Origin of the sequence: Nocardioides panacihumi, from assembly GCF_039530925.1 — a bacterium.
Taxonomy (GTDB): Bacteria; Actinomycetota; Actinomycetes; order Propionibacteriales; family Nocardioidaceae; genus Nocardioides; species Nocardioides panacihumi.
This window is the reverse complement of the sequence record NZ_BAAAPB010000005.1, coordinates 244,756-256,892: the sequence shown is the minus strand read 5'-3', so window position 1 is coordinate 256,892 and position 12,137 is coordinate 244,756. Positions and strand designations below refer to the sequence as shown.

At 70.7% G+C, this 12,137-nt stretch carries 14 protein-coding genes; 10 read left to right on the top strand and 4 right to left on the bottom strand.

The features are described from left to right. Positions 1-299: hypothetical protein (locus ABD205_RS20180; protein ID WP_425573087.1), on the top strand; the 299-nt coding region annotated here is incomplete at its 5' end. Between the two features lie 101 nt (positions 300-400). Here the strand turns inward: ABD205_RS20180 and ABD205_RS20175 are convergent. Next, entirely contained in the window at positions 401-1,078 is a 678-nt protein-coding gene (locus tag ABD205_RS20175) for an NADPH-dependent F420 reductase (protein WP_344048001.1), read from the bottom strand. 85 nt (positions 1,079-1,163) lie between these two features. On the opposite strand from ABD205_RS20175, the gene ABD205_RS20170 reads away from it, so the two are divergent. The 4 genes from ABD205_RS20170 (at position 1,164) to ABD205_RS20155 (ending at position 5,037) form a co-directional block, all read left to right on the top strand. Further along, a complete protein-coding gene (locus tag ABD205_RS20170; RefSeq protein ID WP_344047999.1) occupies positions 1,164-1,736 on the top strand; it encodes a TetR/AcrR family transcriptional regulator in 573 nt (190 codons plus the stop codon). 143 nt (positions 1,737-1,879) lie between these two features. Continuing rightward, positions 1,880-2,824: a universal stress protein gene (locus ABD205_RS20165; protein WP_344047997.1), complete on the top strand. Its 945-nt coding sequence runs from the start codon at positions 1,880-1,882 to the stop codon at positions 2,822-2,824. A 182-nt stretch (positions 2,825-3,006) separates the two neighbouring features. Beyond that, on the top strand, positions 3,007-3,861 hold the full coding sequence (locus tag ABD205_RS20160) for an SPFH domain-containing protein (protein ID WP_344047995.1): 855 nt from the start codon (positions 3,007-3,009) through the stop codon (positions 3,859-3,861). A 45-nt stretch (positions 3,862-3,906) separates the two neighbouring features. Beyond that, the gene (locus tag ABD205_RS20155) at positions 3,907-5,037 is read left to right on the top strand and encodes a DUF2157 domain-containing protein (protein WP_344047994.1); all 1,131 of its coding nucleotides are present in this window, start codon (positions 3,907-3,909) and stop codon (positions 5,035-5,037) included. A gap of 8 nt (positions 5,038-5,045) precedes the next feature. Here ABD205_RS20155 and ABD205_RS20150 read toward each other — a convergent pair whose 3' ends face one another. Then, positions 5,046-5,522 carry a GyrI-like domain-containing protein gene (locus tag ABD205_RS20150; protein WP_344047993.1) on the bottom strand — a complete coding sequence of 159 codons (477 nt, stop codon included), beginning with the start codon at positions 5,520-5,522 and terminating at the stop codon, positions 5,046-5,048. A 232-nt stretch (positions 5,523-5,754) separates the two neighbouring features. Here ABD205_RS20150 and ABD205_RS20145 point away from each other — a divergent pair, with 232 nt between their 5' ends. From ABD205_RS20145 to ABD205_RS20130, 4 genes are all read left to right on the top strand, one after another. Continuing rightward, on the top strand, positions 5,755-6,810 hold the full coding sequence (locus tag ABD205_RS20145) for a zinc-dependent alcohol dehydrogenase family protein (protein WP_344047991.1): 1,056 nt from the start codon (positions 5,755-5,757) through the stop codon (positions 6,808-6,810). A 124-nt stretch (positions 6,811-6,934) separates the two neighbouring features. After that, complete coding sequence (locus ABD205_RS20140; RefSeq protein ID WP_344047990.1) at positions 6,935-7,549, top strand: TMEM165/GDT1 family protein; 615 nt, start codon at positions 6,935-6,937, stop codon at positions 7,547-7,549. Positions 7,550-7,651: 102 nt separating this feature from the next. Beyond that, positions 7,652-8,404, top strand: coding sequence for a class I SAM-dependent methyltransferase (locus tag ABD205_RS20135; RefSeq protein ID WP_344047988.1), 753 nt, complete (start codon positions 7,652-7,654; stop codon positions 8,402-8,404). After that, positions 8,397-9,140, top strand: a complete 744-nt coding sequence (locus ABD205_RS20130) for a hypothetical protein (RefSeq protein WP_344047986.1) — start codon at positions 8,397-8,399, stop codon at positions 9,138-9,140. Before ABD205_RS20135 ends, ABD205_RS20130 begins: the two co-directional genes overlap by 8 nt. A 75-nt stretch (positions 9,141-9,215) precedes the next feature. Here ABD205_RS20130 and ABD205_RS20125 read toward each other — a convergent pair whose 3' ends face one another. Continuing rightward, the gene (locus ABD205_RS20125) at positions 9,216-10,694 is read right to left on the bottom strand and encodes a S8 family peptidase (protein WP_344047984.1); all 1,479 of its coding nucleotides are present in this window, start codon (positions 10,692-10,694) and stop codon (positions 9,216-9,218) included. 103 nt (positions 10,695-10,797) lie between these two features. Further along, positions 10,798-11,220 (bottom strand): GNAT family N-acetyltransferase, encoded by a 423-nt coding sequence (locus ABD205_RS20120; protein ID WP_344047983.1) that lies wholly within the window; start codon positions 11,218-11,220, stop codon positions 10,798-10,800. A 176-nt stretch (positions 11,221-11,396) separates the two neighbouring features. Between ABD205_RS20120 and ABD205_RS20115 the strand changes: the two genes are divergently transcribed. Continuing rightward, entirely contained in the window at positions 11,397-12,056 is a 660-nt protein-coding gene (locus tag ABD205_RS20115) for a response regulator (RefSeq protein ID WP_344047981.1), read from the top strand. Positions 12,057-12,137: the final 81 nt, after the last annotated feature.

Here is a 12,137-nt window from a genome sequence, read left to right as displayed (position 1 = left end):
TGAACTCCTCGGGCGCGGTCATCCTCTTCGTCTACCTGCTGATCTGCGTCTCGCAGATCGTGCTCCGCTACCGCCGAGACGGGGCGGAGCTGACGGTCAGGATGTGGCTCTTCCCGTGGCTCTCGGGGCTGACGACGCTGGCGATCCTGGGGGTGCTCGTCCAGATGGCCTTCGACGCCGAGGTTCGCATCCAGCTGTGGCTGAGCCTGCTGTCGTGGGCGGCGTTCCTCGTGCTCTTCGTCGTCAACCGGGTGCGGCTGGTCCGGGTCGACCGCGTGCCGGAGCGAGTCGGAGGCTGATCGCGCCGCGGGCAGCGCTAACGCCGTCCCGCGTCAGGGGCCGCTCCGGACGGATCCGAAGCGGCCCCTGAGTCACGGCCCGTGCGGGTCGCGAGCCTCGTTCAGCGCACGATCTTGAAGTTGAAGTTGCCCGTGCCGAGGGTGCCCATCAGCCGCAGCCACACGGGCAGCAGCATCTCGGTGCCGCGAGCGGTCTCCAGGGCACCGAGGTCGATGATGTCGTCGTGGCCGAAGCTCGCGAGCAGCGCCACGACGGTGCTCTTGGCCTCAGCGTCGTCACCGGAGACGAAGATCGTCGAGGTCGCACCGAGCGACTTCGGGTCGACCATCAGCGAGGCGGTGAGGGTGTTGAGGGTCTTGACGACCTTGGTCGCGGGGAAGGTGCGCTGGATCTGCTCGCCGAGGGAGTCGGAGTCCTTGACGAAGAGGGTGGGCGGGAAGCCGTTGGAGAAGTCCAGCGGGTTGGAGATGTCGATGAGCGGCTTCCCGGCCAGGTTGTCCGCACCCGCCAGGCCGAGCACGTCGAGCGCGACGACTCCGGAGGTGGCGTTGACGACCAGGTCAGCCCCGGCCGCCGCCTCCGCGAACGTGGCCAGCGTGACGCCCTGGTGGTCGGCCTGCCAGGCCGAGAACGCGGGGTTGCCCATGCCGTCCGGCTCCGTGCGGGCGAGGGTGGCCTCCGGGTCGCGGGTGCCGACGACGACGGAGTGCCCGAGCTCGTCGAGCCGACCGGCGAGCGCCTGGCCGACCATGCCCGTGCCGAGAACTGCGATGTTCATGAGGTGTCCTTCGAAAGCGTGAGAACAGACAGGTCTGTCTGCCGTGCGATGGACGTTAACAGACAGGTCTGTCTATGATCAAGGGGTGGCTCCGACCCCCGCGCACGAACGCATCCTCGAGACTGCCTTCCGGCTGTTCTACGCCCGGGGGATCAGAGCTGTCGGCGTCGACCTCATCATCGCCGAGTCCGGGGTCGCCAAGGCCACGTTCTACAAGCACTTCCCGTCCAAGGACGAGCTCGTCCTGGCCTACCTCGACAAGGTCGACGGGATCTGGACGGGACAGCTGCGCGCCGCGGCCGAGGCGGCCGGCGCCGACCCGAGCGACCAGCTGGTCGGGCTGTTCGACGCACTGGGCACGGCATGCCGGCGTGACGGCTACCGAGGGTGTGCGTTCATCAACGCCGCGGCCGAGTCCATGCCCGGCACCCCGATCCATGAGCGCACGGTCGCGCACAAGCAGGCCGTACGAGCGTGGGTGCGCGACCTGGCGGTGCAGGCGCGCGTCGCGGACCCCGACGGGCTGGCCCGCGCGCTGACGCTGCTGGTCGACGGTGGCCTGGCCGACGGAGCGCTGGCCGCGGACCCGGCAGCGGCTGCGGCGGCCAAGGAGACCGCGCGTGTGCTGGTGGCTGCGTCGGTCGCCGACACCGTGTGAGCTTCGCCGGAGCCCGATGGTGGATCGCGCTCCGAAGCCGCCGGCCTCAAGGACCGCGGTCCATGGGCGCGAGGACCTTTCGCCCTCTGCCTGAGGGCCGCGCGCACGCATGATTCGGTGTGACCGTGCGGAGAGGAGCTGGGATGGGCGACGATTGGATCCTCGTCGGCGTCGACGGGACGGAGGGCGGTGACGCCGCCGTTCGGTACGCCGCCCGGGAGGCGGCGATGACCGGCTCGGGCGTCAAGTTGTTGCACGTCGCTCCAGAGCTCGCCTACCCGGTGGCCCTCGATGCCGGTGCCGAGACGGCACCGCCCGGCCAGGACCGCCGCGAACGTGTGCTCGTCGATGCCGCGGCCGCCGTACGCGCGATCCTCGGCGACGCGCCCGCCGATCGAGTCGTCACGATGGTCGAGTTCGGGGGACGCACGGAGCACATCCTGGAGGCCAGCAGGGGGTGTCGACTGGTGGTGCTGGGAGACCGGCACCGCCCCCTGCTCGGTCGGTTGGCGACCGGATCCGTGCACGGCGGAGTCGTGTCGCGCGCTCAGGTGCCGGTCGTCGTCGTCCCGGCGTCGACAGGTTCGGCCCCGCTCCAGGGACGGATGATCGCGGCCGTGAAGAGCGCCGACGAGTGGCGGGACCACGTGGGCCGAGCCATGGGCATCGCCAAGGACCACGGCGCCCGCCTCGTCCTGCTGCATGCCTGGGATGTCCCGGTGATGTACGACGACCTCGTGGCCACCCGCGCGCTCGAGACCGAGCGACGGGCGCAGCACGAGCTGCGCGACCTGCGTGCCGGGCGCGACAAGAAGTACGTCGACCTGCCGGTCGAGATCAAAGTGGTGCGCGGGCAGGCGGCCAAGGCGATCGTCGACGCCTCCGCGAAGTCCGACCTGGTGATCTTGACCCGGCGGTCGATCGTGGCCGCGATCGGACACCTCGGCGGCACCGCCAGGACGGTGCTGAGGGAGAGCAGGTGTCCTGTGCTCGTGCTGCCGCCACCGGGTCTGCCCGACTTCTCCATCGAGGAGCGTGGCGAGCTCCTGGCGGCCGCGGACGGCTCGATCGACCTGGACTCCGACTGAGCGGTGCGGTCCTGGCGCCCGGCACCGTCGTCGGACACGACGGTGCCGGAAGTCCCGCTCGCACCGGCGATGTACCCGAGCCGGACGGTCTGTGGACTCTGCCCGGGCGCTGGATCGCGAAGGACGGTGGGACGAGAGCCTCCTGGCTCCCTGCTTGGTGAAGCCGTAGGAGGAGGAGAACGATGACGAGCTGGGCGATCGTCCTGGTCCTGGCCGCTGTCGCGGTGGTCGTGCTGCTCGCACTGTCCATCCGCGTGGTTCAGCAGTACGAGATGGGAGTCCAGTTCCGACTGGGCAAGCTGCACGGGCTCAGGGAGCCCGGACTCCGCCTGATCATTCCGGTCGTGGACGTGCTCCGCCGTGTGTCCCTGCGGACCGTGACGATGCCGATCCAGTCCCAGGGGATCCTCACGAAGGACAACGTCAGCATCGATGTCGCGGGTGTCGCTTACTTCCACGTCGTCGACGCCGTCAAGTCCATCGTCGCGATCGAGAGTGTCGAATCGGCGATCAACCAGATCGCGCAGACGACGCTGCGCAACGTGGTCGGCCAGCACACGCTGGACCAGACGCTCGCGGCGACCGACACCATCAACGCCGACATCCGCGAGATCCTGGACCGTACGACGACCGACTGGGGCATCGTGGTGACCCTGGTCGAGCTCAAGGACATCACGCTGCCCGAGACCATGAAGCGTGCGATGGCGCGCGAGGCGGAGGCCGAGCGCGAGAAGCGCGCCAAGATCATCGCGGCCGAGGGCGAGGCGGCCGCGGCGTCCGCGCTCGCCGACGCGTCGGACATCATGATGCTCCACCCGGTCGCGCTCCAGCTCCGCAATCTCCAGAGCCTGGTGGAGATCGGTGTCGACAAGAACACCACCGTCGTCTTCCCGGCACCACTGATGAGCACGATCGGCGACCTGTCGGCCTTCCTCCAGCGGGAGACGCGCGCCGCGAACGATGCCGTCGAGGTCGCCGCCGACGTCGCCGACGTGCGCCCCAGGCGTTCGCCGATTGCGTCGGCCCGCACGTCGTAGCCGCTCGGGCCGGGTCACAGCACGAACGAGACGGGGGCGTGAGGGATGACGATCAACCGGAGCCGGACACGGGCAGAAGCCGAAACCGGCGCAGCCGACGTCGAGCAGACGCCTTCCGACGCCCTGGTGGACTCGTGGGCCCGCGATGGACTCGTCAGCCCGGAACAGGCGGAGGCGCTGAAGCGCGACCTGCGCATCCGGCGCGCTGCCGGGACGCCGGGCGCGGCGCCGGGCAGCCCTCGCCGTCAACCGGCGGTCTCGTCGCTCGTCGTCGAGGGGTTGGGCTATCTCGGCGGCGCGATCATCGTGGCGGCCGTCATGGTCCTCGCAGCGAACTACTGGGACGACCTGTCCGGGCCCACTCGTGTCGCTGCTGCCGGAGCGGCCGCAGCAGGGCTGACCTTCACCGCGGTTCTCGTCGGAGATGGGCGTGGGGCACCGGCCAGGGTCCGCTCGGTGCTGCTGGCCGCGGCGGTGGTCGCACTCGGTGGGTTCGCGGCCATCCTCGCCAGCCAGCTGGGAGTCGAGGACGGGCTCGATGTCGCGACCATCGCCGCTCTGTGTGCCTCGGCGTACGCCCTGGTGCTCTGGTGGCGGTTCCCGACGGTGCTGCAGCAGATGACGACCCTGGTGGCGCTGCTCGTCGCGGCGGCATGCGTCACTGCGACGCTCGGCGGTCCGGACGGGTTGCCCGGTGTCGCCGTCTGGACGGTCGGTGTGGTCTGGATGGTGCTCGCGTGGGGCGGTCTGCTCCGGCCGCGAGCGCTCGCTGAAGCGCTCGGAGCGGCAGCCGCCGTGTTCGGTGCGATGCTCACCATGTCGACGGACGCCGGCACCGTGTTCGCGGTCAGCACGGCGTTCCTGCTGGTCGCCTGGGCGCTGGTCGTGCGCAACCTGCTGATGCTGGCCGTCGGCGCACTCGGAGTGCTCCAGTCCACCGCGGGCGCGGTGGCCAGGTGGTTCCCCGGCAGGACTGCTGCTCCGGTCGTCCTCCTGGCCGTCGGCGCGGCGCTGGTCGGCGCGGCGATCCTCTTGGCGAGACGCAGTGCGACGTCCGGGGCAGCGGACCGCCCGCGCGGCGGGGTCGCTGACGGCTCACCGCGAGCGGCCGTCCTCGCGGCCGCTGCCGTGGCTGTCGCGTCGTCGTGCACGATCCTCGTGATCGTCGCTCTCTGACGTCCGCGTCAGGCGAGTGGCTCCAGCGGCCAGTAGATCTCGGTGCGACGCTCGTCCGCCGGCGCGTCAGGGGCGCTCCAGTACTCCTCCCACATCGGACCACCGGTCCGTACGGAGCGGCCCGCGGCCCCGGCCTGCGCCACCAGGTCGTCGTACGCCGAGGACAGCGTCTCGTACGGCCCGACATGGGTCGTGTGGGCGGTCTCGGAGCCCTCGAGCTCGAGGCGCTCGAGCCCGGGCGGCACGGTGGACGCGGGCGGCACCCGGAATCCGGCGGCCACGTCGAAGCCGTCCGCGACCGGCCGGTAAGAGGAGAACGCCGGTCCGACCGGCGTGAGCTGTGCTGCCCCGAGCTGGGCCATCACCGCGCCGAACGCCTCTCCCATCCGCTCGCCGATGTGCGGCAGCTCCTCTGCGGCGACGTGGAATCGGACGACGGCGGCGACTGCCTCCGGGACCGTGACGATGTCGACCAGGTGTGTCATCTCGTGCTCCTTCGCGGGCTCGGGCCGGCCCTGTCCCCGAGACTGCACCGTCTGACAGGGCCGGGGCAGGGTCGCGATGCCGAGGTCGTCGGGACGAACGTCCCACCGAGTCGCCCGGGACCATCGGACCGCCGGGCGAGGTCCTTGTGCCCATGCCCGGTGAGTCGCGGGGGAGCAGCGTGGGAGGCGACTGGGAGAGGCCCGGTCCGTCACTCCGCGAAAGGTTTCCGAGATGAAGGCACTCGTCTACCACGGCCCCGGCAACAAGGCTTGGGAGGACGTCCCGGACCCGCGCATCCTGCAGCCCACCGACGTCATCCTTCAGATCGACACGACGACGATCTGCGGCACTGACCTGCACATCCTGAAGGGGGACGTCCCGGCCGTGACCGAGGGCCGCATCCTCGGCCATGAAGGAGTCGGCACCGTCATCGAGGTCGGCGCCGCCGTGCGTACGATCGCGATCGGCGACCGTGTCATCATCTCGTGCATCAGCGCCTGTGGCGCCTGCTCCTACTGCCACGCCGGGCTCTACGCGCACTGCCTCGCCGATGAGGGCGCGAGCGGCATCGGCTGGATCTTCGGCCACCTCATCGACGGGACGCAGGCGGAGTACGTCCGGGTCCCCTTCGCCGACAACTCGCTCTACCGGGTCCCGGACGGCGTCCAGGACGAGGCAGCCGTGATGCTCTCCGACATCATCCCGACCTCGTTCGAGATCGGCGTGCGCTACGGGCAGGTGAAGCCCGGCGACACCATCGCGGTCGTCGGCTCGGGCCCGATCGGGCTCGCCGCCATGATGACCTCGCACCTGTACGGCGCGGCGCGGGTCATCGCGCTCGATCTCGACGCCAACCGGCTCGACCAGGCGCGCTCGTTCGGTGCGACCGACACGGTCGACAGCGGCGCGCCCGACTGGAAGGAGCAGGTGCTCGCCATGACCGACGGCCTCGGCGTCGACGTCGCCATCGAGGCGGTCGGGATCCCGGCGACCTTCGAGGCGTGCACGCAGATCGTCCGCCCCGGTGGACGGGTCGCCAATGTCGGCGTGCACGGCGCTCCGGCCCAGCTGGCGCTGGACGAGCTGTGGATCAAGGACATCGCGATCACGATGGGCCTGGTCAGCACGAACAGCACCCCGATGCTGCTGAGGCTGGTCGCCCAGCATCGGCTCGCGGCCGAGAAGTTCGGGACCCACCACTTCACGCTCGACCAGATCCTCGACGCCTACGAGACGTTCGGCAATGCGGCCGAGACCAAGGCGCTCAAGGTGGTGATCCGACGGTAGTCCGCCGGCCCTCGCGACCCGGCTGACGTGTCGGAGGGGGAGCACCTCGGCGGCCCGAGTGTCAGGGCCGCCGAGTAACTTGAGGCTGCCCGGGAGCGTTCCCGAGACAGTGAGGACCATCTGCATGCTTCAGCTCGGCGTCGTCGCCGCCACGTTCGGCCTCATCTTCGTCGGTGAGCTGCCCGACAAGACGGCCATCGCCAGCCTGGTGCTGGGCACCCGCTTCCCCTGGCGATGGGCGTTCGCAGGCGTCGCTGCCGCGTTCCTCGTCCACGTCATCATCGCGGTGGTCGCCGGCTCACTGCTCACCCTGCTGCCGCACCGGGCCGTCGAGGCGGTCGTCGCCGTCCTCTTCCTGGTCGGCGCCGTCATGGTCTGGCGCGAGGGCAATGAGGACGAGGAGGAGATCGAGGCCGAGGAGGAGGCCGAGATCGCGGGCGTGCCCGAGACGGCCGGCTTCTGGAAAGTGGCCTCTCTCGGCTTCGGCGTCATCATCGTGGCCGAGTGGGGCGACCTCACGCAGATCCTGACGGCGAACCTCGCCGCGAAGTACCACGACGCCCTCTCGGTCGCGGTCGGCGCCACGCTCGCGCTGTGGGCGGTGGCCCTGCTGGCGATGCTCGGCGGCAAGACGCTGCTGCGGTTCCTGCCGATGAGGTGGATCACCCGGATCGCCGCCGTCGTCATGGTCGCCCTGTCCGTCTACAGCGTGCTCACCGCCGTCGGCGTGATCGGCTGACGCCGTCCGGGCGTTGCCCGACCGGGCCGTGGCCCACCGCTGGCTCGCCGCAGGCAGGAGCCGGATCCGGCCGCAGGGCTTACCGTGGTCGCGGAGGTGCGCATGCCGGAGGGCGTCGAGTCAGCAGTACGCCGGTCGCGCGAGGATCCGAACACCTTCGCGCGCCAGCTCTTCGCGGGTCTGCCCGAGCGCTACGACCTGCTCGAGGAAGCGCTCTCGTTCGGCCAGAACCGACGCTGGCGGGCGGCGCTGGTGGACGCGATCGCCGCGAGCCGCCCGCGGCTGGTGCTGGACGTGGCCACCGGGACCGCAGGAGTGGCTCTCGCCGTGGCGCGCCGGACGGATGCCTCCGTCATCGGCGTCGACCTGACCGAGGAGATGCTGCGGCAGGGCCAGGCGCGTGTGAGCGGGCTGGGCGAGCGTCGCGTGCAGCTGGCGCTCGCGCGGGCCGAGCGCCTGCCGTTCCGAGACGGTGCGTTCGATGCGCTCTCCTTCACCTATCTGCTGCGCTACGTCACCGACCCGGCGACGACCCTGCGCGAGCTGGCACGCGTCGTGCGGCCCGGCGGCACGGTCGCCTGCGTGGAGTTCGCCGTGCCGCCACCGCCCCTGTGGCGCCCGGCATGGCGGCTGTACACGCGGGCGGTCCTGCCCGCGGCGGGCATGGTGACCGGCGGGCCGCAATGGGCGCGCGTCGGTCGGTTCCTCGGGCCGTCGATCGAGGAGCACTATCGCGGGTTCCCCGTCGAGCGGCACGTCCAGATGTGGCAGGAGGCCGGTCTGGAGGACGTGCGGGTGCGGACGATGAGCCTCGGCGGCGGCCTCGTCATGGAGGGGCGGCGCCGCGGTGGCTGAGGCGCCGGCCTTCTACGCGCGCCGAGGTGGCCGGTGGGCGGACTGGTGGACGCTGCTCCACCCGCCGTACACCGTGTGGCACCTGAGCTACGTCGTGCTCGGCGCGGCGATGGCGCGACGGATCGACTGGGGCGCGCTCGGCCTGAGCGTGCTCGCGTTCTTCCTCGCCGTCGGCATCGCGGCGCACGCCTATGACGAGCGCACCGGTCACCCGCTGGGCACTGCCTTCACCGATCGCGCGCTGACGGGTCTCGCGGCGACAGCGCTGGCCGGTGCCGTGGCGCTCGGTGTCTACGGAGTCTTCTGGTGGGCCGGCACGAACTGGCCGCTGCTCGTCGCCATCCCGCTGGGTGCGGTCCTGGTGGTCGGCTACAACGCCGAGCTGTTCGGGGGCCTGATGCACAGCGACCTGGTGTTCGGGCTCGGCTGGGGCGGGTTCCCCGTCGTGGTCGGCTACGTCGCGCAGTCGCCCGGCGCGACATGGAAGGGCCTGGTCGCCGTGGGCGTGGCGACGGCGGGCGGTATCGCCACGACGTACGCCCAACGCTTCCTCAGCACACCGGCGCGCCAGCTGCGTCGCCGGACGGCGGAGGTCACCGGCATCCTGACGACCACCGACGGCGACGTGGTCGCCGTCGACCGGCGGTTGCTGCTCGCCCCTCTCGAACGGGCGCTGCGGTCGTTGTCGTACGGAGTGCCGCTCGTGGCGCTCGCCGCGCTGCTGTCACACCTGTGAGATCGCAGCCGATGCCGGCCCGGCAGGGGTCCGCCGGACCGGCATCGGTCGTTCATGCAGCCGGGATGGTCGCCGTCACTGCACGGCGGCCAGCGCGTTGACCTCCCCGGCACCGTAGAACGAGTTGTGCCCCGTCCCGCCGCGGCAGACCTGCGGGTCGCCGTCGTTCACGCTCGGGAAGGCGGCGTACAGGCCCGCGTCCGGGCAGGCCAGCGGTGTCGCGGTCTGCTGGATCTTGGCCTCGACCGCACGCGGGCTCATCCCGGGATGCGCGCTGAGGACCAGAGCCGCCACGCCGGCGACGTGCGGGCTGGCCATCGAGGTGCCCTGCAGGTAGCAGTACGTCGCGGCGCCCTGCGTCACCTTCCGCGTGCACGGGAGGCCGGCCGGGTAGGTCGACAGCACCCGCCCGTTCGTGGCCTCGGGCGTGACCTGGAGGATCGAGTCGCCGCCGGGCGCGGCCACGTCGACCGTGGAGCTGCCGTAGGACGAGTAGAAGCTCTTCAGGTGCAGCACACCGGTCGCCGAGACGCCGATGACGCCGGGTACGTCGACCGGCACCGAGGCACACGCGTTGGTGATGTCGCGGGTGACCGGAGTGGTGTCGTCCGGGCTCTGCGCGTCCTGACCGAGGTGGTTGAGGTCGTCGGAGAAGTTGCCCTCGGCCGCGACGACCACGGTGCCCTGGGACTGGGCGAACTTGATCGCTCGTGACTCGGCCGTCCAGATCGCGCGCTGGGCCGGGTCGTTCTTGCAGTTCATGTACCACGGGTCCGCGAAGTAGCTGTTGTTCGTCACATCGACGCCGTGGGTGGCCGACCACATGAAGGCGCACACGACCGCCTCGGGGAAGAAGAAGCCGTCGTCGTTGCCGGTCTTGACGCCGGCGATCCGGACGTTCGGCGCCACGCCCTCGATGCCGATCCCGTTGGCGGCGGCCGCGATGGTGCCTGCGGTGTGGGTGCCGTGGCCGTTCTTGTCGTTGCCGGCCAGGAGCGGCGCCGGCACCCCGCTGGTGCAGTCGGTGCTGTTCGCGGCGTCGTAGTTCGGGGCGAGGTCGGGATGGGTGAAGTCGAGTCCGGTGTCGAGGTCGGCGACGAGCACGTCGCGGCTGCCGGGGGTGATCTGGTGGGCCTCCGGCGCCTGGATGTTGCGCATGTCCCACTGCAGCGAGGAGAGCGGCTCGGTGCTGACGACGGCCGACGAGTCCGCGCCGTCCTGCGTGCCGTCGCCGAGAGACGTCGCGTACGGCCGCGTCGCGGCCGCGGCCTGGACGCCGTTCGCAGCTGTCACGGCCGACACGAAGTCGGAACGGCCGGACCGCGCGATGACGACCCCGATCTGGGCGTACGTCGCCACGACGGTGCCCCCTGCCGCCGCGACCGCCTTGGCCGCGCCGGCCGTCGAGGCGCCGCTGCGGTAGAGCACGAGGTAGCTGGTGTCGGCCCCCGTCGAGGCCGCGTTGACAGGAGCGGTCGCCGTGATGGCTGTCGCGGCTGCGAGAGCGGCGGCGCCGATCAGCGCCGCCGTGGCCTTGCGTGAGTGTCTGATCATGTCTCTCCTCCGAAGTGCCGTGGCGACATGGGTGAGCGCCACCCTCGACCTTGTTGCGCCCCGGAAGGCCCTCGCCTCGCCCGGATCGGGCCATGTGGAGTGCTCAGAGCTGCTTCCGCATGTGCACGTCGTCCCGGCCGACGGTCGGGACCGCTTCCCAACGGAAGATCTCCTGGTAGCCGTGCCGCCGGTAGAACTCGGGGGCCTGGAAGGTGAAGGAGGTGACGAAGGCGTGCGTGCAGCCTCGGTCCCTGGCCTCCTTCTCGAAGGCGTCGAGGAGGGTGGAGCCGATGCCGGTCCTGCGGTGGTCGTCGCGCACCCAGGTCATCGCGATGCCCGCGGCGCTGCCCCACGTCCAGCCGGACAGACCGGCCACCAGGTCCCCGCGCTCCTCGATCCGGACCGTCAGCTCCTCGGCGGGCGCGACATCGGGCGTGGCGTCGGAGTTGTACGTGTCCAGCTCATCGCTCAGGCGCTTGTCCAGCACCGCGTCGGAACCGCCGACGTGAGTCGTCACCTCAGTCACGAGGTCACATGCTTCCAGACGACTCGCGTGCGTCGGGGTCGCGAGTGCCGCGATTCCGAGTCACCGCGTGACTCGGATCAACGGCACAGACCTCGCCGTCACAAATGGACCAAGGTCCCTGCGCGGTAGGACGAAGCGTCGTTGGCGTCGCGTTCCGCGAGACTTACCGTGGGCGAATGAACGATGAGCCGAGCCCTCCGATCAAGGTCTATCTTCTCGACGACCACGAGGTCGTCCGGCAAGGGATCCGCAGCCTCCTGGATGCTGCGGGTGGCATCACGGTGGTCGGGGAGTCAGGGTCGGCGGAGGAGGCCGCGCGCCGTATCCCGGCACTTCGACCCGATGTCGCCATCCTCGACGGTCGGCTCCCGGACGGCTCCGGCATCGACGTCTGCCGGGAGATCCGCTCCAAGGACCCGAACATCAAGGCGCTCATCCTGACCACGTTCGACGACGACGAGGCGCTCTTCGCGGCCATCATGGCCGGCGCCTCCGGTTACATCCTCAAGCAGGTGCGGAGCAGCGACCTGGTCGAGAGCATCCGCCAGGTGGCCGCGGGTCGTTCGATGCTGGATCCTGCGATCACCGCGCAGGTGCTCGAGAGGATCAGGTCCGGTCCCAAGCAGGACCCCACGCTCGCCCGGCTCACCCAGCACGAGCAGCGCATCCTCGAGCTCATCGGCGAAGGACTCACGAACCGGCAGATCGCCGCGCGGCTCTCGCTGGCCGAGAAGACCGTGAAGAACTACGTCTCCACCATGCTCGCCAAGCTGGGACTGGAGAGCCGCACCCAGGCGGCGATCCTCATCGCGCGTCAGGGGTCACACGACAGCTGACCTGGGAAGTCGACCTGAGAAGGCATACCCCGGCTGCGCTGACGGGCTGGAAGCGCAGTGAACAGACGGCCGCTCCGAGAC

Coding starts and splice junctions, on each gene's coding strand:
- ABD205_RS20175 (WP_344048001.1), bottom strand. CDS start 1,078: ATGAACATCGCAGTTCTCGGCACGGGCATGGTCGGCCAGGCGCTCGCC.
- ABD205_RS20135 (WP_344047988.1), top strand. CDS start 7,652: ATGCCGGAGGGCGTCGAGTCAGCAGTACGCCGGTCGCGCGAGGATCCG.
- ABD205_RS20150 (WP_344047993.1), bottom strand. CDS start 5,522: ATGACACACCTGGTCGACATCGTCACGGTCCCGGAGGCAGTCGCCGCC.
- ABD205_RS20115 (WP_344047981.1), top strand. CDS start 11,397: ATGAACGATGAGCCGAGCCCTCCGATCAAGGTCTATCTTCTCGACGAC.
- ABD205_RS20165 (WP_344047997.1), top strand. CDS start 1,880: ATGGGCGACGATTGGATCCTCGTCGGCGTCGACGGGACGGAGGGCGGT.
- ABD205_RS20125 (WP_344047984.1), bottom strand. CDS start 10,694: ATGATCAGACACTCACGCAAGGCCACGGCGGCGCTGATCGGCGCCGCC.
- ABD205_RS20160 (WP_344047995.1), top strand. CDS start 3,007: ATGACGAGCTGGGCGATCGTCCTGGTCCTGGCCGCTGTCGCGGTGGTC.
- ABD205_RS20155 (WP_344047994.1), top strand. CDS start 3,907: ATGACGATCAACCGGAGCCGGACACGGGCAGAAGCCGAAACCGGCGCA.
- ABD205_RS20145 (WP_344047991.1), top strand. CDS start 5,755: ATGAAGGCACTCGTCTACCACGGCCCCGGCAACAAGGCTTGGGAGGAC.
- ABD205_RS20140 (WP_344047990.1), top strand. CDS start 6,935: ATGCTTCAGCTCGGCGTCGTCGCCGCCACGTTCGGCCTCATCTTCGTC.